Here is a 23957-nt window from a genome sequence, read left to right on the forward strand (position 1 = left end):
ATTATTCCCTTAATGAAGAAACTAATTGTGAGTGCTGTGGTCTTAACTTCCACTTTTGCTTATGCTCAGGAAAATGATACGATTAATAAAGCCAATGATATAGATGAAGTTGTGGTTCACGGTTATATCACCAGAGACAGAGAATCTGTGAATAAGATGCCTTTGAAGGAAATCGAAAACCCTCAGGTTTACAATACGGTTAATAAAAATGTTATTGCAGAGCAGGTTGTTACGAACTTCAATGATGCTCTTAAAAACGTGACTGGTATTGCAAGATTGTGGGAATCTACTGGTAGAGGAAATGATGGTGGGGAATATTACACAATGAGAGGTTTCTCTCTTCAGCCAACTTTGGTTAATGGAATGCCAAGTTTAAGTAATGGAACGCTTGATCCTGCAGGAATTGAAACTATCGAAGCTATCAAAGGGCCATCTGGAACTCTATATGGTGGAAGTGTGATTTCTTATGGGGGATTAATTAATGTAATCACTAAAAAACCATATAATTACTTCGGTGGAGAAGTGAATTATATTAATGGAAGTTATGGTCTCAACAGAATTAGTGCTGATGTTAATACGCCATTAAGCAAAAATCTATTTGCAAGAGTGAATGCTGCTTATCAGAAAAACAACACTTTCCAGGATGCTGGTTTTAACGAATCTTTCTACATTTCTCCTTCTGTGAAATTTGTTGCTAATGATAGATTAACGTTTTTTATCAATACAGAAATCAAATCAGGAGAATCTTCCAACGCTCCAATGGTTTTCTTGAATAGATATTTTGATCTTTCTTATCATTCTATTGGAATCTTTAAAGAAAACTATAAAAAATCATATACCAGCGATGATTTAACAATCAACAACAATTCTTTTAATCTACAGGCAACTGCCAACTATAAAATATCCGATAACTGGACATCAAAAACAATTGTTTCTAGAAGCAATACAAAAAGTAAAGGGTACTACCAATATTTGTGGGATCAATCTAACGGCAAAGATTTTCAAAGATATATTGCTAATATCAATGGAGAAACCAATACAACAGGAATCCAACAAAACATTAATGGTAGCTTTAACATTGGTAATCTTAAAAACAAATTATTGATTGGTTTAGATTATTTCCAACAAAATTTTATCCAAGGAGGTACAAACTATGCGGAATATGGAATGGTTGATATTGTCAGCCAAAGCGATACGATGGCTGGATATTTATCACAATCTGGCGTAGATTCTGTACTAAAAGATGCAAAACAATTACCTAGTAATGCAGAATCGAAAATCTACAGTGCTTATGTTTCTGATGTTGTAAATATTCTTCCTAACTTATCTGCAATGTTAAGTCTACGTGCTGATCATTTCACAGGAAGAGTTCTATATGCAACCACGGATTCAAAAGCAAAAACAACATTTTCTCCTAAATTTGGATTAGTTTATCAGCCTATTCAGGACAAGGTTTCAGTCTTTGGTAATTATATGAATGGATTCCAATACGTTGGTCCTCAAAATATAACAGATGCTAGCGGACAACCAACAAATGAATTTATATATTTTGATCCAGAGCACGCAAATCAATGGGAAATTGGAACTAAAGCAAATTTAGCCGGTGACAAATTCTCTATTACTGCAAGTTATTACGATATCAATGTAAAAAACAAGGTAATGGGTAATGGTGTAGGTACTACTCAAGGAGGAGAAGTAGATAGTAAAGGTTTTGAAGTAAGTGTTTTAGGAAGTCCAATTCCTGGAATGAACTTGATTGCGGGGTACAGTTATAATGATAGTAATGTTGTAAAAGGAGACGAAGGATATCCTGGCAACAGAACGGAAGAAGCGGGGCCTAAAAACTTGATCAATTTCTGGGGAACTTATAAAATCCAAAAAGGATCTCTCGAAAATTTTGGAATTGGTTTCGGTGGTAATTCTGCCAGCAGATTTTATACACTAAACCGAGGAAACATTGGTGCTTTCCCACTTCCGAGCTACATCATTATGAATGCTTCACTTTCTTATACAGAAAGTAAATACAGCATCATCCTGAAATTAGATAACATTGCCAACAAGAAGTATTTCTCTGGTTGGTCAACAGTTACACCGCAGAGACTTAGAACTCTATCTCTAAGCCTGAATTACAAATTCTAAAACAATAAAAGGCTAAGTTTGCAACTTGGCTTTTTAGATATTTATGAAGAAAAAACATCATCATAAGAAGAAACCTGGGTTCTTTAAAAAATGGTCAGCCAAACTACATTTGTGGTTTGGCTTATCCATTGGTATCCTGATATTTATTATTTCGATTACAGGAGCTCTTTATGTTTTCAAGGACGAGATAGAAAACTTTAGCCGTAAAGAATACATCTATCATAACGAACAAAATATCGAGTCCAAAAAAGTCATTCCGATTCGCGAATTGGAGAAACTGGTAGATCAACAAACCAAAGAAAAATATCCAATCCACTGGGTCAATGTTCCGATTGATAAAAAAATGTCTTATCAGTTCTATTGGTATGAGCATCAGCCGGATCAATGGAATTATTTTGATGAATTTCCGATTTACAAATTGGCTTACGTTAATCCATACAACGGAAAAGTTCTGCAGGTTTATGATGAGAAAAACGGATTCTTTGCCATTGTAAAGTCCATCCACTGGAGTTTTCTTTTGAAACAGGACTGGGGAACTTATGTTGTGGGGATTCCGGTCGTTATCTTTTTGATAATGTTAATTAGCGGAATTATACTTTGGTGGCCAAAAAATAAACCCGCAAGAAAACAACGCTTCAAATTCCAATGGAAAGACACCACACAATGGAAAAGAAAAAATTACGACCTTCATAACATCCTTGGCTTCTATTCTTCAATTTTCGCATTGATTCTCACAATTACAGGATTATTCTACGCATTTTTCGTCGTTCAGGCAATGATTTATTTTGTATTTTCAGGAGGAGAAACAGCTTATCCGGATTTTTCAAAAATCACGACCAAAGCACCAATTGAAATGAGAACCGACAAAACATTGGATAAAATTTCCGATAAAGTGATTGAGCTTTATCCTGATGCGTTTGCTTTTTCTTTGGACTTAGGACATCCGCATATTGATGATCACGAGCATCCACATTTCGAAGTTTATGTGAAACATCTTTCTTATTCTTATCACAAAAGCAGTAGTTTGATTTTTGATGAGAATTCTGGAGAGCTATTACACAGACACGATCCAAAAGATAAAAATTTTGGAGAAAAAGTTGTCGGTGCTAATTACGACATTCATGTTGGTGCTATATTAGGCTTGCCAACTAAAATTATTGCATTCATTGTAAGTTTGATTATTGCATCGATGCCAATTACAGGATTTATGATTTGGTGGGGAAGAAGAAAGAAAACACAAACAAAATAATTGATATTAAAACCTGAATTAAATCATTCGGGTTTTTTATTAAATTTAATTCATACTATTTTAGTATAGATTATTTATTTTCTACATTTGCTCATTAATTTTAAACTATGAGCAGACCTTCGACTTTTTTGAGAAAGGCAATTTTTGTATTTCTTATTTTGTCATTCACATTTTCTTTTGCACAAAATTCTATCTACGGGAAAATTCTTGACAGTATTAATAACAAATCTATCAGCGGTGTAAAAATATCATCGAAAACAGATAAAAATCTATCGATACAAACTGACCAAAATGGAAACTTTGTTTTGAATAATATCGATTCATTTCCTTTCGAATTAAAAATCCAGAAAAAAAGTTTCGAAACAAGATTCGTATCAATAAAAGAAATACCTACAGATACTTTATTCATAAAACTTCTTCCAAATGATGTTGTAATCACAGAAGTTGTTGTAACGGCAAGAAGAAGAGAAGAGACTGCACAGCAAGTTCCGATTCCTATCAATGTAATATCAGGGAAAAAAGCGGAAGAAACGGGCGCTTTCAATGTCAATCGATTGAAAGAATTTGTTCCATCTGTTCAATTTTACAGCTCAACGCCTAGAAACACAAGTCTCAGCATCCGAGGTTTGGGTTCTACTTATGGTTTAACCAATGACGGGCTCGACCCTGGTGTAGGATTTTATGTTGACGGCGTTTATTATGCAAGACCAGCGGCTACAACTTTGGATTTTGTCGATATAGAAAGAATCGAAGTTTTGCGAGGTCCGCAGGGAACTTTGTTTGGAAAAAATACAACTGCAGGAACTTTCAATGTTACGACAAAACAGCCAAGTTTTACAACTGGAGGAACAGCTGAAATCAGTTATGGAAATTATGGTTTCATTCAGGCAAAAACTTCTGTAACTGGAGCAATTACGGATAAATTTGCGAACAGGTTTTCTGCATCAGGAACTCACAGAGACGGAACAACTTATAATTCAAGAACCAATCAGGAGCTTAATGATATTAATTCAATCGCTATCCGAGACCAATTGTTATACAAGCCGAATGAAAACCTGAAATTCATTCTAACTGGAGATTACAATAGATTAAGAGCCAACGGATATGCGCAGGTCATTGCCGGAGTTGTGACGACCAAAAGAGCGGCTTACAGACAATTCAATAATATTATTTCTGACCTTGGTTATACTTTGCCAAAGATTGACCCCTTCAATAGAACAGTTGATACAGACACGCCTTGGAAAGCTGAACAAGATATGGGCGGACTTTCTTTGAATGTTGAATATAATCTCGGAAAAGGAAAAATTACTTCCACCTCAGCCTGGAGATTCTGGAATTGGAATCCTTCAAATGATAGAGATTTCACAGGACTTGCAGCTTTGGCAAAATCACAGGCACCGAGTAAACATCAGCAATGGAGTCAGGAAATCCGCTGGTCTGGAAACTTCAATGAAAAATTGAGCGGTGTTTTTGGAGTGTTTGGAATTTGGCAAAGATTAAGAGCCGATAAAGATGGACAAATCGAGGAAGCAGGAAAAGACCAATGGCGATTTTCACAGAATACAATAAGTTCTCTTTGGCAGACTGCAGGACTGTTAGATGGCTATGGAATCAAGTCTTATCCAAGTCTCAATTCCTTCAGTGGAGCAGTGTTTGGATAACTGGATTGGGCTTTTACCGAAAAATTTAGTTTGCTTCCCGGAATCAGAATTAATTATGATAAAAAAGAAATCGATTTTAAAAGAATCATTTACGGAGGATTGGAAATTTCTGATGATAATCCTGACAAAGAAGCATTGCAAGCAATTAAAAATTCAGTTTATAGTAATCAGGAATTCAACGCTTCAATTGATGACACCAATTTTTCTGGACAATTGACTTTAGCTTATAAACCAACTAAAAATTATAATCTTTTTGGAACTTTCTCAACTGGCTTTAAACCCGTTGGACTTAATCTAGGAGGTCTTCCCACGGACAACGGAAGAGTAATGACAGAACTTGCAGTTGTAAAACCAGAAAGAATTCTACACTATGAAATCGGGCTTAAATCTCAACCTCTTAAAAATTTGATTTTCAATTTAACGGTTTATAATTCTGATATCAAGGATTATCAAATACAAGTTCAGGCAGAAAGTTTGCAACTTAACAGAGGTTATCTTGCCAATGCACAAAAAGTACAAGTTCGAGGCATTGAAACTGATATTTCTTATACATTCAACAACTTTTATTTCTTCACGAATCTAGCTTACACAGAAGCGATTTATAAAAAATTCACCAATGCACCACCAGCTTTGGAAGACACAGGCGGTGCGAATTATGTTGATATTTCAGGCGGCGTTTTGCCTGGTGTTTCAAAATGGGCAGGTTCAACAGGAGGAGAATTTAATTTTGCTGGAAAATTCTTGAAATATGAAGGAGATTATTTCTTTGCTTTGGACAGTTATTATCGTTCAACTTTTTCATCCAGTCCGACTCCGTCTAAGTTTATGAATGTTGCCGGATATGCTTTATTCAACACAAGATTTGGTTTCCGAGTGAGACAAGGTGTTACAACATATATTTGGGTAAGAAATATTTTTAACAGAGATTATTTTGAGCAATTGCTTCCGGGAGCTGGGAACGCTGGACATTACGCTGGCGTTTTGGGAGACCCGAGAACTTTTGGATTAACGATAAAAGTCAGTTTCTAATTTTAAAATTAAATTAATATTTATCACATATTACATTGATTTTACCTAAATTTAGGGTCTTAAAAAATTAAAAATCGATGTCATTAATTGATCTATCCAAACAAATAGCAATCGGAATTGATATTGGCGGAACTAATACCAAATTCGGTTTGGTCAATCACCGTGGAGAAATTCTTGCTAAAGGAAGTATAAAAACTGAAGATTATAAACAAGTAGAGGATTTTATAGATGCTTTATACACCAATATCAAACCTCTAATAGATGAGGTTTCCGGCAGCGCCACTCTGGATGGTATTGGCGTTGGAGCACCTAATGCAAATTACTTCAAAGGTACAATAGAACTGGCTCCCAATCTTCCTTGGAAAGGTGTAGTTCCCTTTGCAGATTTGATGAAAGCCAAATTCGGAGTTCCGTGTAAAATGACAAATGATGCTAATGCAGCAGCGCTTGGAGAAATGATGTTTGGTGCAGCAAGAGGGATGAAAGATTTTATAATGATTACGCTTGGAACAGGTGTTGGAAGTGGAATCATCAGTGGAGGAAATCTGATTTATGGTCACGATGGATTTGCTGGCGAACTAGGACATACGATTGTAAAACCGGGCGGAAGAAAGCACTGGAGCACAGGTTCTGAAGGAAGTCTTGAGGCTTATGCTTCTGCAACAGGAATTGCCATTACGGCAAAGAAATTCCGTGCTGAGTTTCCAGATTCTATGCTGAATCAATACCCTGAAGATGCCATCAATTCTAAAACTGTTTTCGAATGTGCAGAGAAAGGTGACCCAACCGCGATTGAGGTTTTCAGATATACAGGACAAAAATTAGGTGAAGCTTTGGCTAATTTTGTGATGTTCTCTTCTCCGGAAGCGATATTGCTATTTGGTGGAGTAATTAAGGCTGGAGACTTTCTACTAAAACCAGCCAAATTGCATATGGAAAGAAACCTGCTTCCTATTTTTCGCTCAAAAGTAAAATTAGTTTTCAGCGAGTTGGACGAGGCAGACGCAGCTATACTCGGAGCTAGTGCTCTGGTATGGGAAAATAATAAATAATTGATATTAAGAATCCTTTGGACTTTCATATTTATTAATAGGAATAATTTTTGCTATTAAGATGTAGGAAAATCAAAGGATTTTTCTTTTCGAAGAATGACTCGTTATTTATTAATCATCTTATGTTTTTTCCTCGTCAACTGTAATGGACAGGAGAAAAAATCAAAACCCTTAACAAATCAAAAAATGGATAAGAACAATTTGGAATATGCCACTTTGGCAGGCGGATGTTTTTGGTGTGTAGAAAGTTGTTTTCATATGCTGAAAGGCGTAGAATCTGTAACTTCTGGTTATTCCGGAGGTCACAAGGATAACCCAACTTATGAAGAAGTTTGTACTGGAACTACCGGACACGCAGAAGTGGTAGAAATTGCATTTGACCCAAAGATTATTTCTTTCAAACAACTGCTGGAAGTATTCTGGTTCCTTCATAACCCTACGACGCTTAACAGACAAGGAAATGATATCGGAACGCAATACAGATCATCAATTTTCTATCATTCTGAGAAACAAAAACAAGAAGCAGAAGAGTCTATGAAAGAGTCCGAAGCAAAACAGGAATGGAACGGAAAATATGTAACGGAGATTGTTCCTTTCAAAAAATTCTGGCCTGCGGAAGCTTACCATCAAGGTTATTATAATGCCAACCCAACTCAGCCATATTGCAGTGCTGTTGTTGGACCAAAAATCCAAAAGTTCAAAAAACATTTTGGAGAAATGGGTTGGCTAAACGAAAAAGCGGAGAATTAATCTCCGCTTTTTTTATTTCAAATTTTTATTTTGTTTTCCATTCCTGGTTGCGTTTATCTTCCGAACGTTTTTGACCATTATCAATATTATACGCTAAACCAATTCCTAAGGTTTGCTTCAACTGTGTTTTCTTGATTTGATTATGATCATACAATAGATCCAAAGTAACGTTGGTCGATATATACTTATTGACTTTCATATTCAGAATTCCGGAATAGGACAAAACAAGCCTTTCGGGGTGATCCAGATAATTAGAAAAAACCGAAGCATTGTTTTGCAATGTAATATTTTCCATCAACTTTACTTTGTACTGCGCCGTTCCCAAGAAACCAAATTGGAACAGCATAGAATCGCCATCATTCTTCAGTCCATAATTCCCTGCCCATTGCAAATCTTTATCCAGAACAAAAGTGAATCTTGCGTTGGCCGGTCGTAATGTCATTGTAAAATTATCGCTGGGTTTATAAGTAAAACCTGCTCCCAGATTAACATAACCAGGAGACATGAAATTCGATATTTTAGAAGCTTCCGGATTATTGCCGTCTTCATAACCTGGCGCGAATTGGGAAATCAATCCAGCACCAACTGAAGCATACCAACTTCCCGAAAGTTTACGGCCGTAATTGGTAGAAAGATTAATCACATCCTGCGTTTTCCGGTTTCCTACACCTTGGGTATTATTCATCCCATAACCAAGAATAATGAGATTTTCCCAAAGATCTTTGTCCTTCTCATAAGTCATATTATAATTGACTCCAGCTTGCCAACCAATATTATTGGCACCACCGGCAACCCAATTGGAAAATGCCGATTGATTGAGCATCAATGTATTTTGTCCAACGATAGACCAAGCTTTGGTAGAATCTTGCACGGGCTGTTCTTGTGCATAGGAACTCAAGGCCCATAAAAGGCTTACTGATAATAGAACTTTCTTCATATTTATTTGTTTTTGGTTAAACAAATATAATAAAATAGAAGAATGATTAGTTAATGAACGGCTTTATAACACCTGTATTGCTATCTCTGTCAACCTTATAACCCAGATTATAAGTAACGCCAACTCCTAACGTTTGCTTTCTTTGGACTTTCTGAATCTGGTCGTGATCATACATTACGTCTATCGTTACAGAAGTCGTAATATACTTGTTGAATTTTAGATTAAGAGCGCCACTGTAATTGATATCAACTCTTTCCGAATGTTCCAGATAATTACTGAAGAAATTGATTTGGTTTACATAGGTTGCATCTTTGAAAAGTTTAATCTTATAAAGAACATTCACCATTGTACCAACCTCAGCTCTCATACTTTGCCCGTCTCTTTCCAAACCATAGTTACCTTTGGTTTGAAGTTTTTTATCCAATACAAAAGTGAATTTCCCATTCAAAGGACGAACAATCAGCTGGAAATTTTCATTGGGGTTATATGAAAGACCAATACCTAGGTTAAGGTAGCCTGGCGCCATAAATTTAGAAATTCTGTTATCATAAACAGGATCTGGTGTTGCAGAATAATTGAATCCCGGCGTGAATTGTGACAGAAACTGAAAACCGGTTGACAAATAATAATGCTGCGCTAACTCATACCCGTAATTGGTCATAATATTGATGTAATCATCTGTTTTTCTGGTAGATTGACCTGTAGACGAAACAAAACCATAACCTAGCTGGATATTATTATCGAGATAATGTTTATCTTTTTTATAGACAATATTATAATTCACTTTTCCGATGACACCAATGTTGTTATTTCCTCCAGCGTACCAATTGGCAAATGATGACTGGTTGAAAACTAAAGTATTTTGCCCGAATATAAACCAACGTTTCAATGTAGGTAAAGTCAAAATAGATGATGGTGTTAGCGGGCTTGCATCATTGTTAGGAACAATCACAACGCTATTATTGATTTGCACCTCGTCTCTTTTCAAAGATTTTATATCAATAATCCTTGGATTGGAAAGGCTGTCAAGATCTATAGATGTAGAGTCCCATTTTTTTCGACCGATGGAGTCGATGATTTTCTGATAATCAGTCACCTGTGCATTAAAGAAAACGCCCAACATTAGGACAAACAACACCAATACCTTTTTCATTAATATCTAAATTTTAAACAAAAATAATAAAACTAAATTTCTAATAATCTGACTTTATAACCAAATTCACATTTATTGACCTGTTTTTTACAGACAAAATTACCTTTTTTCAAAATTGGCTGTAAAATTGAGAATGTAAAATCAATGTTTTTAAAATCCTTCAATTTGCGATCTATTTTAGTACCAATTATTATGTTGGTTCTGATGTGGAGTTTTTTCCTGTTACAAAACATTGGATTTTTCCAAGGTTGTAATGGCGCTTTGATTCCTCTGATGCCGGAAGGACTGAAAGGTGTTCTCCTCGCGCCACTTCTGCACGGAAGCCTGGATCACATTATCGGAAACTCTATGCCGATTGCGATTCTCTTATTTTTACTTTTCGAATTTTATTCCAAAATAGCATTCCGTGTTTTCTTCATTGGCTGGATTGCAGCAGGATTATTGGTTTGGATGTTGCCGCCAATCGATATTACTACCGGAGAATGGAACTACAGTTGTATTATTGGAGCCAGCGGGTTGGTTTATATGTTGGCATTTTTCATTTTTTTCAGTGGTGTTTTCCGTTGGAATATGAAATTACTGACCATTTCTATGGTTGTCGCTTTGTATTACGGAAGTTTGATTTGGGGAATTTTTCCAGAAGAATTTTTCTCTAATCTGGAAGAGCCGAGCAGAATCAGTTGGCAGTCACACTTAGCAGGAAGTATAACCGGCGTTATATTGGCTGTTATTTTCAGAAAAATTGGCGATAAAAAAAAGAAATACATCTGGGAATTTCCTAATTATTATAACGAAAAGGATGATAAAATCTGGCAAGAATATATGACCAATCATCCCGAAGATTTTGAAGAATTACCTCAACTAAAACAAGAATCTATTTGGGATTATCTGGATGAAATTCGGAAAAGAGAAAAATAATTCTTAATTTGGTCATAACACAAATGACCTATGATTTCCGAAGAATATCTTTACATTCTAGCGCTGAAACAGTGCAAAAACATTGGTAACATCAATCTAAAAAAGCTGATTGCAAATATCGGCTCAGCCAAAAAAGTTTGGGAATCTTCTCCCAAATCTCTTCTTTCTACATCAGGAATTGGTAAACAAACAATTCAGAATATCGGGAATAAAGAATTTCTGCTCATTGCTGAAAAAGAAATTAAACTTTGTGAAAAACAAGGTATTAACATTATTTCTCAAACTCATCAACTCTATCCAAAACATCTTTTGAATTGCGACGATTCTCCCGTGGTTCTATTTTACAAAGGAAACCTGAATCCTGACAGAAATCCAGTTAGTATTGTTGGAACCAGAAAAATGACTTCTTACGGAAAGACTTTTATCCAAGAATTGCTTTCCGGATTATCTGGTTCAAAAGTTTCGACAGTTAGTGGTTTAGCTTTGGGCGTGGATTCCTGCGTTCACGAAGAATCGCTGAAAAATCAAATTCCGACCATTGCTGTTTTAGCACAAGGATTAAGTTCCATTTATCCTGCTAAAAACAAAACTTTAGCCAATAAAATTATAGAAAATGAAGGGGCGCTCATAACCGAATATGCATCGTTCGAAGGAATGGCCAAAGAAAATTTTCTGCAAAGAAATAGAATCATCGCCGGATTCTCTCCCAATCTGATTGTTGTAGAAACGGCTTACGGTGGCGGCTCTGTTACAACTGTTAGTTTTGCCAATCAATACAATCGCGATGTTTTTGCTTTGCCTGGTAAAATCACTGACATTTACAGTCAAGGCTGTAACCAGCTGATTTCTCTTAACAAAGCCGAAACTATTGTCGATATCAATTCATTAATCAAAAACCTGAACTTCATTCCTCAACCGGAATTATTCCCAAAGGAAGAAGTTAAAATTGAAATTGATCCTGAGAAAAAAGATCACCACAAAATTTTGGCAATTATCACAGAAAATAAGACGATTACGCTTGACGAATTAGCTGACAAATCGGGTGTTTTACATCACAAACTTTTGCCAATTCTTCTTGATTTAGAGATATATGGCTACATCAACTGTCTTTCCGGACGTCAATATCAATTAAATTAACAAAACCTACATTTTCGAAAATTGAAGTTATTTAATGTTAAATTCAAATATTGTTAACACAAAAGATGTAATTATACATTATGTAAAAAACTTAATCAATATCATTAAATTTTTAATAAAAATCAAAATATTACTTGCGAAATTCGAAAAAGAATTTAAATTTGTTGTCATAATTGTACAACAATGGAATTATTTAACGTTGAAGAAAAGATTCAGGAGTTTATGGCAAAAATCGAAGCCAAAAACCCTAACGAACCCGAGTTTATCCAAGCTGTAAAAGAAGTTGCGGTAACCGTAATCCCTTTCATCGCTACGAAAAAAGAATATACCGGAATGAAGCTCTTAGAGAGAATGGCAGAACCGGAAAGAGTAATCATCTTCCGTGTGCCTTGGATTGATGATAAAGGAGAAATCCAGGTAAACAGAGGTTTCAGAATCCAAATGAATTCTGCAATCGGGCCTTACAAAGGAGGAATCAGATTCCATCCAACGGTAAATCTTAGCGTATTGAAATTTTTGGCTTTTGAGCAAGTCTTCAAAAATAGTTTGACAACATTGCCAATGGGCGGTGGAAAAGGAGGTTCTGATTTTGATCCTCAAGGAAAATCTGATATGGAAGTTATGCGTTTCTGTCAGGCTTTTATGATGGAGCTTTGCAAACACATCGGTCCGGAAACCGATGTTCCTGCAGGAGATATCGGAGTTGGTGCAAGAGAAATCGGGTACCTTTTCGGAATGTACAAAAAAATCAGAAACGAGTTTACCGGAGTTTTGACTGGTAAAGGTTTGGCTTACGGTGGATCTTTGATCAGACCAGAAGCAACTGGCTATGGCGTTGTTTACTTTGCTGAGCAAATGCTGAAAACAATCAACGAAAAGATTGAAGGTAAAACGGTTGTAGTCTCAGGTTTCGGAAACGTGGCTTGGGGTGTTATCAAAAAAATTAATGACCTTGGTGGAAAAGTAGTGACTATTTCTGGGCCAGACGGTTATATCTATGATAAAGACGGAATCTCTGGAGAAAAAATTGAATACCTTCTTGAACTGAGAGCTAGTGGAAATAACAGGGCTGAGGATTATGCTAAAAAATATCCGGAAGCGCAATTCTTCGCTGGCAAAAGACCTTGGGAAGTAAAATGTGATATTGCTTTCCCTTCTGCAACTCAAAATGAATTAGACCTGGATGATGCAAGAGCATTGGTTGCAAATGGTTGCCTTTGTGTAACCGAAGCAGCGAATATGCCTTCGACTTTAGACGCTATCAATTATTTCTTGGACAACAAAGTACTATTCTCTCCAGGAAAAGCTTCTAACGCTGGTGGTGTAGCTACTTCCGGATTGGAGATGACACAAAACTCTATCAGACTGAACTGGACTTCCGACGAAGTAGATGCAAGACTGAAAGAGATTATGATTGGCATCCACAAAGCTTGTAGAGATTACGGTAAAGAAGAAGATGGTTTTGTGAACTATGTAAAAGGTGCAAACATCGCAGGTTTCGTAAAAGTAGCTGAGGCAATGTTGGCTCAAGGTGTAGTTTAAGCCAATTTCACTTATTATAAATAAAAATGCAACTCAATAATTGAGTTGCATTTTTATTTATTTTTGAAGATTGAATTATAATTACTTAGGCAATCCTCTTTTCAAAGCATAATTGGCTCTTGCGATTGCTTTTTTCTCTTTCCAATTCATATAATTGGCTTTGAAATTTTTCTTCATAAAATTATCAAAACCTCTTTGCACAGTAAGATTCCATAGAGAATGAGCTTTTACAGCCCAGCTTTTGTCCCAAGCTCTTAATGAGATAGAGAAACTTCCGTCCAGATATTTCATCCAGTGCCACCAACCTGTAGGCATAAAAAGTGTATCACCATGTTCCAGGAAACACTCAATTCCTTCTACACCATCCAATGCTGGAAAACTCTTAAAATCAGGATTCTCGATATCATAATCTTCCAAAGCATAGGTTGCGTAAGGAAGCTGATACAATCTCTCTTTCCATTTATAATCAAAAAGCAAAACATGTTTTCTACCGTTAAAATGCGTGTGGAAAATATGCGCCATATCTATGTCATAATGGAGAAAAGTTACAGAACCTTTACCGCCGAAAAACATAGACGGATATTTATCCAAAAATCCACCCATTAACTCTTTAGGAGAAAGATAATCTTTTAGGATTTTCGGAGCGTGCTTTATCGGATCAAAGAAGAAAATCCTAAGATCAGTCGGTTCTCTTTGGATTAGGTCGATATAATCCGCAAACTTCATCTCGGTAGTCGGCGCATTGATTGGAGCCGCAGGATCCGCTTTTGCACTGTCATATAAAGGGACTGTTACATCGCCTACAACTTCCTTTATATAATCCATCGTCCATTTTTGGTAGGCTGGCCAGTTTCTCGCCATATTTTTTATCACGACAGGCTTGCGTGGTTTTAGATACTTTTCCAGAAAATCTTCTTTAGAAATATCGTCTACTATATCAATTGGTTTTAGAATGATTCCCATATTAATGTAATATTAAGGCACAAATTTATTAAATTAATGTTTCCGAAGAGAAAAAACATTTCCTTTATTTATAACAATTACAAATAGTTTAAATCTATGTTATAATTTCTGCTTTATAAATTAATCAGTCATTTAACTTTTAATCTTTTTTACACTCCAAAAAAAACTTTGTAACATTTTGCAATTTTTAATTACTAACTATTTAGTGATACAATTAATAACAATGAGAAAATTATTATCAGTTCTATTTATCCTATCTTTTTCTATGATTGTTTTGGCACAAAAAACAATTTCCGGAGTGATAACCGATGCCGATGGAAAGCCGCTTGCAAGCGCAAGTGTAACAGTGGAAGAACCAGGAAAAAATGCAATCCTAGCATACGGCATTTCCAATGCAAAAGGAGAATACAAAGTTTCCGTCAACTCAGCGGAAGGTAATTTGGATTTAAAAATTAAAGCTTTTAATCAAAAACCAATTACACAAACTATAAAAAACGAAGATCAAAAACTTAACTTCTCAATGGATTCTCAGGCTACAGAAATCCAGGAAGTGAGACTTAAAACAAAACTGATTACCAAAAAAGGCGACACCATTTCATACGACTTAAAGTCTTTTGAAAATAAAAATGACAGAACCTTAGCTGATGTCTTGAAAAAAATCCCTGGGATTGAGGTTAATAAAGATGGAACTGTACTTTATCAAGGTGAAGCGATTAACAAATTCTATGTTAATGGAAAAGACTTGATGGAAGGTGGTTATGGAACAATCAATAACTCTTTACCAAAAGATGCTGTTTCCAAAGTAGAGGTTTTGGAAAATCACCAGCCAGTAAGTATTCTTAGAGATAAAGTTCCTTCTGAACAAGCAGCTCTTAACATCAAGTTAAAAAAATCTGTAACAATGACCGGTCGCGGCGAAATCGGCGTAGGTTTCAGCCCATTACTTTGGAATGTTAAATTAACACCGATGTTTTTTGGACAGAAAAATCAATGGGTTGTTAATTACAAAGCTAATAATAATGGTGAAAGTGTTGAGAATGAAGGAAATCTTTTATCTTTTGGTAGTAGATGGGAAGGCAGAAGAAGTCAAGTATCAGCAAACCGTTGGCTAAATGTAGAACAAGCTCAAACACCAGATTTACCAGAAAAAAGGTATTTATTGAATAATGTTCATTTTTTCTCTGCAAACCTATTAACAAGTCCTTTCAAAAATAAAGAATGGGAACTAAAACTAAATGCTAATTACACCAATAATGCTATTGAAAGAGATTCATATTCTAATGAAATATTAGTTAACGGGTCTAATATAGAAAGAACGATACATAATGATTTCTATACTAATAAAGCTAAAGGGGAAATGATCTTTACAAAGAATGCAAAAAAAGGCTTCTTTAAAAATACTACAACATGGACAGGAATGTGGTCAGATAATCAAGCTGATGCTTTTAACCAAATAAGTGCTGACGAAAACCTTAATGCGCCTACATTTAACTTTACAAACTCTTTAAGCACAATATTGCCTTGGAAGGATAAGTTATTCAATGTAATGAGCTATGTGAGTATCCAGAATGATAGACAAACATTAAGTTCGAGACCAGGAAGATATTCTAGCTTTGTCCCAGACCCATTAAGTACTCCTGAGCAATTTATTCCGAATAGTTTTGAAGCATTACGACAATATATTTCTTTAAAAAGCATCAATACAACTCATTCTGCGTCAGTTGGATTTAGCTACAGAAAATGGACTTTCACACCGGAAGCAGGAATTAGTGTTAATTTCAATTCGATGAAATCAAATCTTAATGGAATTAATGGGAATGAATCTACTTTATATGGTTTAGACTACCAAAATAATATCAATTGGAACGAAGTTCAGCCTTATACACAAGTTGGTGTCAACTACAAATCTCAAAATGTAAACTTGAATCTAACGCTTCCAGTAAACTTCTACGGAATTGATTATAACGATAACTTAAGAGGAACAGGACAAACTATTAATAAAACCAGATTTGAACCTACGATGTTTGGTTCCTATGATTTTGCTTCATTTTTCAAACTTTGGGTTTTTGGAAGTATTGCTAATAATTTTGGAAGTTTTGGAGATTTATACGCTGGAAATATTCTAACGAATCCAACTTTTGTACAAGTTAAGAGCTCTCAGTTACCTCAAAATACCTCTAGAAATGCAAGTTCAAGATTAGAATATAGAAATCCGCTTAATAATTTATTTTTCAATGTAAGTTATAGAATAGGGAACAATACTAATAATTTGGTTACCAATCAGAGAATATCACCAAACGGAACAATTCTATCAGAAATACTGGAAAGAGATAATACATCTACGTCCAACAGTCAAAGAGCAGAAATAGGAAAATATTTCCCAAGCTTCAAAACAAACTTCTCTGTTAATTTTACGAATAGCAATAGTAAAAACTATAGTATGATAAGTGATGTCAATGAAGATTTTGAAACAATCAATGAAAGATTTTACGCAATTACAAATGAGGGTCAGGCTTTTGGTCTTAAGTTCAATAACACATATTTTAGCTGGCTAAGCGTTGATTATAATCTGACAATGAATTGGAGAAAAAGCACAGATGATTCTAGCAATTTAACCAATAAAAATAGCGATTGGAATCATAACTTAGCAACATACATTTATCCTTCAGACAACCACACTTTCGGATTTATCTGGGATGATATAACAACAACACTTGCTACGGAAAGCTATAGAAATTCATTCTTTGATATTTCTTACCAATATACCTGGGTAAAAAAGAAAATTGATTTTGAGTTTAAGTGGTTAAACATCGGAAACAAAAAAGTTTATGAAACTGTTTCTGTGAATACTCTTACCAACTCTATAAGAAGAAATATATACAACATTCGTCCAAGCCAGTTTATGTTCACTGTAAAATTCAACTTCAAATAACACACTATTTTATTATAACCAAAAAGGTAGCGCGATTTTTTTTCGTCTGCCTTTTTATTTTTCTTAATTTTAAATCACTAAATCTTTAGTTATGAAGAAAACATTTTTATTATTGATGATTACTTTGAGCTTAGTATCATTTGCTCAGGGAACAAGAATTATGTACGAATACAAATTCGCATCTAATCTCGAAAAGAAAGATTCGCTTGAGACAGAACTGATGTATCTGGATATCAAAAAAGATGGTAGCAATTTCTACAGCAGGCAGAAGTTTGTGAGTGATTCTACAAGAGATGCATATTTTAAAAAACAAATTGCATCTGGCTCCACCAATTTTAACTACCGTGGCGGAAACGGCGGAAAGATAGGATATTCGGTTTCCAAATCTTATCCGGATTTCAATATTGTTTTACACACAGGTATTGGTAATTCCAGATTCAGTGTTAAAAATGAAAACCCGATGACGTGGAAAATACTTCCTGATAAGAAGATGATTGATAAATTCGAAGTTCAAAAAGCAACTCTCGACTTCGGTGGAAGAACCTGGACGGCTTGGTTTTCTCAGGATTTTCCTTTTCAGGACGGACCTTATAAATTTTCAGGATTACCCGGTTTGATTTTGGAAATGGAAGATTCTACTGGAACGCATATATTCAAGTTTGTCGGTAGCAAAAAGTTTGATGAAGTTGAGAAAATTGAAAAAGAAGAAATAGGAAGTACACGTGGCGGAATTGTTGTAAAAACCTTTGGTGTTCCTGGCGGAAAAGAAATCGAGGTTTCTGAAGAGCAGTTCAAAAAACAGTGGAAAGAATACAAAAATGATCCTGTAAAAGATACGCGCCAAATGCTATCGCAAGGCAATATGAAGTTAACACTGAATATGAATGGAAAAATGATGTCGGAACCTTCCGAAGTTCTCCGGGCAATGGAAAAAAATCAAAGAGAGGAAATCAAAAACAATAATAACAAAATTGAGCCAGCTCTTTACCCTTAATTAGACATAAAACACTATTTTTATAGTCCTCTTTCGAGAGGACTTTTTTGTGTCAATTTTTAAAAATATAAAATGAGTTACTTACCAAAACTTAAAAATATAAAAGCTTTCGTTTTTGATGTCGATGGCGTGTTTACAGATGGAAGCGTCTACCTTTTACCAGACCAGAATATGTCTCGTGTAATGAGCGTTTTGGATGGCTATGCAGTGGTTCAGTCTCTGAAACAAGGTTACATCATCGGCATTATCACTGGCGGAAATGATCCAATGGTAAAAAACAGGATGGAGTATCTTGGTATCAAAGATTATTATGCTAAATCTTCTCACAAAGTTTCTGATTACGAAGATTTCAAATCCAAATATAATTTACAAGATTCTGAAATTCTAATGATGGGTGACGATATTCCTGATATCGGAATTATGAAATTAGCTGAGATTTCTGCTTGTCCAGCGAATGCAGTTCCGGAAGTGAAAGCCATTTCAGATTATATTTCACCAGTTTATGGAGGCAAAGGTGCTGTTCGTGATGTGATAGAACAAGTGATGAAAGTCCAGGGAAAATGGAATCTGGACGAAGAAACAAAGTCAGCTTAATAATTATAAATAAAACGATTTGTCGTTCCATTTGACCATTTTAGAAAGTAGAAATAAGCAAATGAAATTATTATTAGCTTCCAACTCACCCAGACGAAAAGAATTATTAACACAATTAGGCTATCAGTTCGATGTTGTTAAAATCGATGTTGATGAGTCTTATCCTTCTGATTTGAATCCGGCTCAAATCGCTGAATATGTCTCAGCTAAAAAAGCAAAAGCTTTTGATGTTAATGAAAACGAAATTCTTTTAACCTCGGACACCATTGTTGCATTAGACCAAAAAATTCTTCTCAAACCAAAAGATGAGAGTGAAGCTTTTGAAATGATAAAAAGTCTTTCGGGAAAAATACATCAGGTTTATACGGCTTTTACAATCAAAACATCGGATTTAGAAATCAGTAAAACGAGTAAAACTGATGTGGAATTTTTTGAGATTAGCGATGAAGAAATTAAATTTTATATCAGCAATTATAAACCTTTTGACAAAGCCGGATCTTACGGAATCCAAGAATGGTTGGGAATGGCAAAGATCAAAAACATTTCCGGTTCTTTCTATTCTGTGATGGGTTTTCCAGTGGATTTGGTTTACGAAGAACTCAAAAAACTGAATTGTTTTCCAAGCAATTTGTAAAACTAACAGCTTTAGATAATTTTCCTTGCAAAATTTCGTTATTTTTACAGATTCAACCAGAAATTTCATTTTTGAAATAATTAGATGAGAAAATATTTACTAATCATACTTGCCGTCGTAAGCGTAATTGCCTGTAACCCGCGCCACAAAAAGAAAAAAACTAAAAGTGGCCCTATTAACCGGTTTATGACGTTTCATAATACTTTGTTCAACAGTAGAGAATCTTTTCTTGCCGAGATGGAAAGCAGAGACAAAGCGCACGTTGACAACTTTTACGATCCTTATATTTCTGTTTACACTACGGAAGACAATTTTACCGACGTCCAAAATGTTACAGCCACAACAGATAATTCTGATTCTGGACCAATGCCACTAAGAGGAGCTACCAGAAATACTTCTCCAGATGGTAACGAAAGAATGGGAGGTGCAAACCCCAATAAAAAAGGTGCTACAACTTTACAAATTACCGAAGCTAAAGCACTGAAAACTATTACCAAATATTCAGTTCTTGTTAACAGCGTAGAAAAGAATAAAAAGATTTTTGACGCTTATATTCTTTTGGCAAAAGCAAGATTATACCAAGGTAAATATTTGGAATCTCTGGACGCATTGGGTTACATTTTCAACACAATGAGCAAGGACAAAAGATTGCCTTTAGCGAGAATTTATCAAGCGGTTAATTATTCTAAACTGAAAGAGTATTATCGTGCTGATGAGGTTTTCAGAGATTTGGAAGAAGATCCGAAGATCAAATTAACCAAAGAACACAAAAGGATTCTGAAAGTTTATCAAGCTGATAATTTCCTGAAATGGGGCAAAAAAGAATTGGCTGCCGAAGTTTTGGAAGAAGCCTTTACTTATAATAAAAACAGAAAAATAAAAAGCAGAATTGCCTATTTACGTGGACAAATTCTTTCTAATCTTAATAGAAAAGATGAAGCCAGAGAATCTTTTGCTGCGGCTTACAAATATGCAAACAGCTATGAATTTGAAGTTAAATCTCAGATAGAAATCGCTAAAACTTTTGATGGAAAAGCCGATAGCTACGATGAGGCGATGGCTTACCTTACTAAAATTGCCAAAAAAGGAACTTATGCTTCCCGTAAAAATGAGTTGTATTATGCAAGTGGATTAATTGCTACTTCTGCTACAAAAGACTCTATCGCTGATTCTTTCTTTAGAAAAGCGTTGAAAGAAAAACAGTCTGATCCGCAGATTCGTGGACTCACTTATTCTGAATTGGCTAAAAAATATTTTGCAAAAGACGACTATTTGACTGCCGGTGTTTACTATGACAGTGCATTAGCTGTGATGACTTATAAACCTGAAAAAGACAGATTGACAGATCTTACAGCCAATATCAAGAAGCTTTCGAAGAATTATTACGTTGTTAAAAAGAATGACAGCATCCTGAATCTTTCTAAAATGAGTCTTGATGAAAAAAGAGAATATTTCGCAAAATACATTGAGAAAATCAAACAGAAAGAAGCGGTAGAAGAACTGGAAAAGAAGCGTGCTGAACGCAGCAAAGGTTTTGACAATTCGGATTATAATGCTAATTCTATTTTTGCTAATAACTCTACGGACGCAGGTAGCTTCCAAAATTTTGGAATTAATACCGGAGGCTCAACGTTCTATTTTGCTAATGCCAACAATATCCCAAGAGGAGAAACATCCTTTAAACAAACCTGGGGTAACAGAACTTTGATGGACAACTGGCGTTATTCGGCAAAAACGACAACGATTGAAGAAATGAAGAACGAAGCTTTAGGTATTGCTAATGCGCCGGATCCGAGACGTTTGGAACCAGAATTTTATATTGAGAAAATCCCAACTTCTCCGGAAGAATTGGGAAGATTAAAAAAAGACAGAGATACTGCAAGTCTAGGGATGGGAAGGATGTATGAGTCGTTTTTTGGAAACACCAAACTGGCAACTAAAACTTTGTATGACCTTGTAGATAATAAACCAGATGAGGAAACCGATTTGATGGCGTTGTACAATATCTTCATCTTCAATTATGAGAAAAATCCGGCTGATGCGGAAAAAGCAAAGCAGTTGATTTTAGAAAAATACCCATATACTTCTTACGCTGAGTTTGTGAAAAATCCGAAAAACAAGGATTTTAACAAGTCGTCAGAAGATGTGGAAAAACTCTATGCGGATGCTTATACGCTTTATCTGACAGAAAAATATGCTGAGTCCAATACAATGATTGATAAAGCTATTGCAGACAATCCAAAGGATGCGCTGGTTCCTAAGTTTTATTTACTGCAAGCCTACAATGCTGGAAAAACCGCCGGAAAAGAAATAATGATATTACAGTTGGAACAAATTGTTCTCAATTATGGTAAAACACCGGAAGGTAAGAAAGCAAAAGATCTTTTGAAATATCTGAAAAGTGATGTTAAGCTAGAACTTACAGATGAAAGCGGAAATGCAATATCTCAAAAACCGCAACCAACAAATACCGCGTCTGAAGAAACAAAACAACGATTGAAACAACAATTGGATGCTAGTGAAGGTGGTGTAGCGTCACCCGCCGCTCCTTCGATCAGCAGACCGGGAACTCCTGGAGGTAATGAAACAAATACCCAGCCTCAGCAAGTTGAATTCAAAACAACCAAAGCAGAGCAAGTTAAGAAAAACAAATAAAAAAAAATAGAGCAATTTGAATTGCTCTATTTTTATTTTATGCTTTGTCCAATTGAACTGTGAAGTGTCTCAAGATCTCTGGTTCTCTTTTGATTTTGTAACCTTTGGTGATCTCGTTTCTTCTTTCAAAAACATTGATTACTGCTGCAGCGACATAATCCATATGATTGTTCGTATAGGTTCTTCTTGGGATTGCCAACCTCAACAACTCCAGCTTTGGATAACGGTTTTCTCTTGTTTCCGGGTCTCTGTCAGCCAACAAAGTTCCGATTTCCACACCACGGATTCCAGCTTCTTTATAAAGCTCAATTGCCAAAGTCTGGGCTGGGAATTCTTCTCTTTTGATATTTGGTAAGAAGTTCAGTGCGTCTATGAAAACAGCGTGTCCACCAATTGGATTCTGAACGGGAATCCCGGCTTCCATCAATTTGTTTCCTAGATATTCTACTTGAGAGATTCGGCTTTCCAGATAAGGAAACTCTGTCGCCTCATCTAGTCCTGACGCTAAAGCTGACATATCTCTACCAGCCATTCCTCCATAAGTAATGAAACCTTCGTAGATAATGGTAAAATTAGAAGCTTGTTCAAAAATTTCTCTGTTCTTCAAAGCGATGAATCCCCCAATGTTTACCAAACCATCTTTCTTGGAGCTCATCGTCATTCCGTCACCGTACGAGAATAGTTCTTTACATATTTCTTTGATAGTTCTGCTTTCCTGACCTTTTTCTCTTTTCTTGATGAAGTAAGCATTCTCTGCAAACCTTGCCGAATCAAACAAAACCGGAATCCCATATCGGTCTGACAATTCTTTGACCGCTTTGATGTTCTCTAAAGAAACTGGTTGTCCGCCGGAGGAATTACAAGTAATCGTAATCAGACAAAACGGAATCTGTTCTTTTGGATGAGCTTTGTAAACCGCTTCCAGTTTTTCTAAATCCAGATTTCCTTTGAAAGGATGAAGGTCGTTAATGTCAAAAGCTTCATCAATGGTGCAATCTACAGCGTGCGCTTTTCTGATTTCTATGTGACCTTTTGTAGTGTCAAAATGGGAATTTCCTGGAACAATGTCACCTTCTTTTACCATTACTGAGAATAAAACATTTTCCGCCGCACGACCTTGGTGGGTTGGTAATAAATAAGGAAAACCTGTGATTTTTTCAACGGTTTGTTGCAACGCTTCAAAAGAACGGGAGCCAGCATAACTTTCGTCGCCAATCATCAATGCGCCCCACTGTTTATCGCTCATTGCGCCTGTCCCGCTGTCTGTCAGCAAATCGATGAAGACGTGGGAACTTCTGAGGTTGAATAGATTATAGTTGGCGTTTTTCAGCCATTCTTCGCGTTGTTCTTGTGTAGATTGGAATATTTCTTCAACCATTTTGATTCTAAATGGTTCTGCGTATGGTAGTTTCATAATAATGATAGTTTTAAGAATGAATAATTAATTTTTTGAGATTGAAATTAACTACAGCTTTTATCACGCTGAATTGCAGCAGCCCGGCTTGAGCGGAAATCCTTTTTGTATTGGCAAAAGCGTTGGCAAAAAAGATTGGGAGCGGAAGACGGATAAAGCTGCCCTAATAAAAAGTAATATTAATTTCGGGATGAATTGATTGAT

Annotated in this window: 18 protein-coding genes; 14 read left to right on the top strand and 4 right to left on the bottom strand. The window is 35.7% G+C overall.

Annotated elements, in window-relative coordinates:
• The first annotated feature begins 12 nt into the window (after nucleotides 1-12).
• The 6 genes from KI430_RS12285 (at nucleotide 13) to msrA (ending at nucleotide 7880) form a co-directional block, all read left to right on the top strand.
• The gene (locus KI430_RS12285) at nucleotides 13-2139 is read left to right on the top strand and encodes a TonB-dependent siderophore receptor (RefSeq protein ID WP_248875183.1); all 2127 of its coding nucleotides are present in this window, start codon (nucleotides 13-15) and stop codon (nucleotides 2137-2139) included.
• Nucleotides 2140-2182: 43 nt separating this feature from the next.
• Nucleotides 2183-3388 (top strand): PepSY-associated TM helix domain-containing protein, encoded by a 1206-nt coding sequence (locus KI430_RS12290; protein WP_248875185.1) that lies wholly within the window; start codon nucleotides 2183-2185, stop codon nucleotides 3386-3388.
• A 107-nt stretch (nucleotides 3389-3495) separates the two neighbouring features.
• A complete protein-coding gene (locus KI430_RS12295; RefSeq protein ID WP_248875187.1) occupies nucleotides 3496-5049 on the top strand; it encodes a TonB-dependent receptor in 1554 nt (517 codons plus the stop codon).
• Complete coding sequence (locus KI430_RS12300; RefSeq protein WP_262920901.1) at nucleotides 5050-6078, top strand: TonB-dependent receptor; 1029 nt, start codon at nucleotides 5050-5052, stop codon at nucleotides 6076-6078.
• A gap of 77 nt (nucleotides 6079-6155) precedes the next feature.
• Nucleotides 6156-7130 carry an ROK family protein gene (locus KI430_RS12305; protein WP_248875191.1) on the top strand — a complete coding sequence of 325 codons (975 nt, stop codon included), beginning with the start codon at nucleotides 6156-6158 and terminating at the stop codon, nucleotides 7128-7130.
• A 186-nt stretch (nucleotides 7131-7316) separates the two neighbouring features.
• Nucleotides 7317-7880, top strand: a complete 564-nt coding sequence (gene msrA, locus KI430_RS12310) for a peptide-methionine (S)-S-oxide reductase MsrA (protein ID WP_371868381.1) — start codon at nucleotides 7317-7319, stop codon at nucleotides 7878-7880.
• Nucleotides 7881-7905: 25 nt separating this feature from the next.
• On the opposite strand, the gene KI430_RS12315 is transcribed toward msrA, so the two are convergent.
• The gene (locus tag KI430_RS12315) at nucleotides 7906-8817 is read right to left on the bottom strand and encodes a DUF3078 domain-containing protein (protein WP_248875193.1); all 912 of its coding nucleotides are present in this window, start codon (nucleotides 8815-8817) and stop codon (nucleotides 7906-7908) included.
• Between the two features lie 46 nt (nucleotides 8818-8863).
• Nucleotides 8864-9970, bottom strand: a complete 1107-nt coding sequence (locus KI430_RS12320; protein WP_248875195.1) for a DUF3078 domain-containing protein — start codon at nucleotides 9968-9970, stop codon at nucleotides 8864-8866.
• Between the two features lie 144 nt (nucleotides 9971-10114).
• Between KI430_RS12320 and KI430_RS12325 the strand changes: the two genes are divergently transcribed.
• The 3 genes from KI430_RS12325 to gdhA all read left to right on the top strand — a co-directional run bounded on the left by KI430_RS12325 (nucleotide 10115) and on the right by gdhA (nucleotide 13567).
• Complete coding sequence (locus tag KI430_RS12325; protein WP_248875197.1) at nucleotides 10115-10888, top strand: rhomboid family intramembrane serine protease; 774 nt, start codon at nucleotides 10115-10117, stop codon at nucleotides 10886-10888.
• A 30-nt stretch (nucleotides 10889-10918) separates the two neighbouring features.
• Entirely contained in the window at nucleotides 10919-12025 is a 1107-nt protein-coding gene (gene dprA / locus KI430_RS12330; protein ID WP_248875200.1) for a DNA-processing protein DprA, read from the top strand.
• 183 nt (nucleotides 12026-12208) lie between these two features.
• Entirely contained in the window at nucleotides 12209-13567 is a 1359-nt protein-coding gene (gdhA, locus tag KI430_RS12335; protein ID WP_248875202.1) for an NADP-specific glutamate dehydrogenase, read from the top strand.
• 81 nt (nucleotides 13568-13648) lie between these two features.
• Here gdhA and KI430_RS12340 read toward each other — a convergent pair whose 3' ends face one another.
• Nucleotides 13649-14530, bottom strand: coding sequence for a cupin-like domain-containing protein (locus tag KI430_RS12340; RefSeq protein WP_248875204.1), 882 nt, complete (start codon nucleotides 14528-14530; stop codon nucleotides 13649-13651).
• 223 nt (nucleotides 14531-14753) lie between these two features.
• Between KI430_RS12340 and KI430_RS12345 the strand changes: the two genes are divergently transcribed.
• The 5 genes from KI430_RS12345 to KI430_RS12365 all read left to right on the top strand — a co-directional run bounded on the left by KI430_RS12345 (nucleotide 14754) and on the right by KI430_RS12365 (nucleotide 22339).
• Nucleotides 14754-17462, top strand: a complete 2709-nt coding sequence (locus KI430_RS12345; RefSeq protein WP_248875206.1) for a carboxypeptidase regulatory-like domain-containing protein — start codon at nucleotides 14754-14756, stop codon at nucleotides 17460-17462.
• Between the two features lie 91 nt (nucleotides 17463-17553).
• A complete protein-coding gene (locus KI430_RS12350) occupies nucleotides 17554-18456 on the top strand; it encodes a GLPGLI family protein (protein WP_248875208.1) in 903 nt (300 codons plus the stop codon).
• 72 nt (nucleotides 18457-18528) lie between these two features.
• Complete coding sequence (locus KI430_RS12355) at nucleotides 18529-19050, top strand: KdsC family phosphatase (RefSeq protein WP_248875210.1); 522 nt, start codon at nucleotides 18529-18531, stop codon at nucleotides 19048-19050.
• Between the two features lie 61 nt (nucleotides 19051-19111).
• Nucleotides 19112-19684, top strand: a complete 573-nt coding sequence (locus KI430_RS12360) for a Maf family nucleotide pyrophosphatase (RefSeq protein ID WP_248875212.1) — start codon at nucleotides 19112-19114, stop codon at nucleotides 19682-19684.
• Nucleotides 19685-19768: 84 nt separating this feature from the next.
• Nucleotides 19769-22339: a tetratricopeptide repeat protein gene (locus KI430_RS12365; RefSeq protein WP_248875214.1), complete on the top strand. Its 2571-nt coding sequence runs from the start codon at nucleotides 19769-19771 to the stop codon at nucleotides 22337-22339.
• A 37-nt stretch (nucleotides 22340-22376) separates the two neighbouring features.
• Here KI430_RS12365 and KI430_RS12370 read toward each other — a convergent pair whose 3' ends face one another.
• Nucleotides 22377-23753 carry a tryptophanase gene (locus tag KI430_RS12370; RefSeq protein ID WP_248875216.1) on the bottom strand — a complete coding sequence of 459 codons (1377 nt, stop codon included), beginning with the start codon at nucleotides 23751-23753 and terminating at the stop codon, nucleotides 22377-22379.
• Nucleotides 23754-23957 lie beyond the last annotated feature (204 nt).

This window comes from Epilithonimonas zeae (assembly GCF_023278365.1).
Classification (GTDB): Bacteria; Bacteroidota; Bacteroidia; order Flavobacteriales; family Weeksellaceae; genus Epilithonimonas; species Epilithonimonas zeae_A.

Excerpts from the sequence above, each read along its gene's own strand:
- dprA (WP_248875200.1), top strand. The coding sequence starts at position 10,919 with ATGATTTCCGAAGAATATCTTTACATTCTAGCGCTGAAACAGTGCAAA.
- KI430_RS12315 (WP_248875193.1), bottom strand. The coding sequence starts at position 8,817 with ATGAAGAAAGTTCTATTATCAGTAAGCCTTTTATGGGCCTTGAGTTCC.
- KI430_RS12295 (WP_248875187.1), top strand. The coding sequence starts at position 3,496 with ATGAGCAGACCTTCGACTTTTTTGAGAAAGGCAATTTTTGTATTTCTT.
- KI430_RS12345 (WP_248875206.1), top strand. The coding sequence starts at position 14,754 with ATGAGAAAATTATTATCAGTTCTATTTATCCTATCTTTTTCTATGATT.
- gdhA (WP_248875202.1), top strand. The coding sequence starts at position 12,209 with ATGGAATTATTTAACGTTGAAGAAAAGATTCAGGAGTTTATGGCAAAA.
- msrA (WP_371868381.1), top strand. The coding sequence starts at position 7,317 with ATGGATAAGAACAATTTGGAATATGCCACTTTGGCAGGCGGATGTTTT.
- KI430_RS12305 (WP_248875191.1), top strand. The coding sequence starts at position 6,156 with ATGTCATTAATTGATCTATCCAAACAAATAGCAATCGGAATTGATATT.
- KI430_RS12285 (WP_248875183.1), top strand. The coding sequence starts at position 13 with ATGAAGAAACTAATTGTGAGTGCTGTGGTCTTAACTTCCACTTTTGCT.
- KI430_RS12355 (WP_248875210.1), top strand. The coding sequence starts at position 18,529 with ATGAGTTACTTACCAAAACTTAAAAATATAAAAGCTTTCGTTTTTGAT.
- KI430_RS12325 (WP_248875197.1), top strand. The coding sequence starts at position 10,115 with ATGTTTTTAAAATCCTTCAATTTGCGATCTATTTTAGTACCAATTATT.
- KI430_RS12370 (WP_248875216.1), bottom strand. The coding sequence starts at position 23,753 with ATGAAACTACCATACGCAGAACCATTTAGAATCAAAATGGTTGAAGAA.
- KI430_RS12320 (WP_248875195.1), bottom strand. The coding sequence starts at position 9,970 with ATGAAAAAGGTATTGGTGTTGTTTGTCCTAATGTTGGGCGTTTTCTTT.
- KI430_RS12365 (WP_248875214.1), top strand. The coding sequence starts at position 19,769 with ATGAGAAAATATTTACTAATCATACTTGCCGTCGTAAGCGTAATTGCC.
- KI430_RS12290 (WP_248875185.1), top strand. The coding sequence starts at position 2,183 with ATGAAGAAAAAACATCATCATAAGAAGAAACCTGGGTTCTTTAAAAAA.
- KI430_RS12340 (WP_248875204.1), bottom strand. The coding sequence starts at position 14,530 with ATGGGAATCATTCTAAAACCAATTGATATAGTAGACGATATTTCTAAA.
- KI430_RS12360 (WP_248875212.1), top strand. The coding sequence starts at position 19,112 with ATGAAATTATTATTAGCTTCCAACTCACCCAGACGAAAAGAATTATTA.
- KI430_RS12350 (WP_248875208.1), top strand. The coding sequence starts at position 17,554 with ATGAAGAAAACATTTTTATTATTGATGATTACTTTGAGCTTAGTATCA.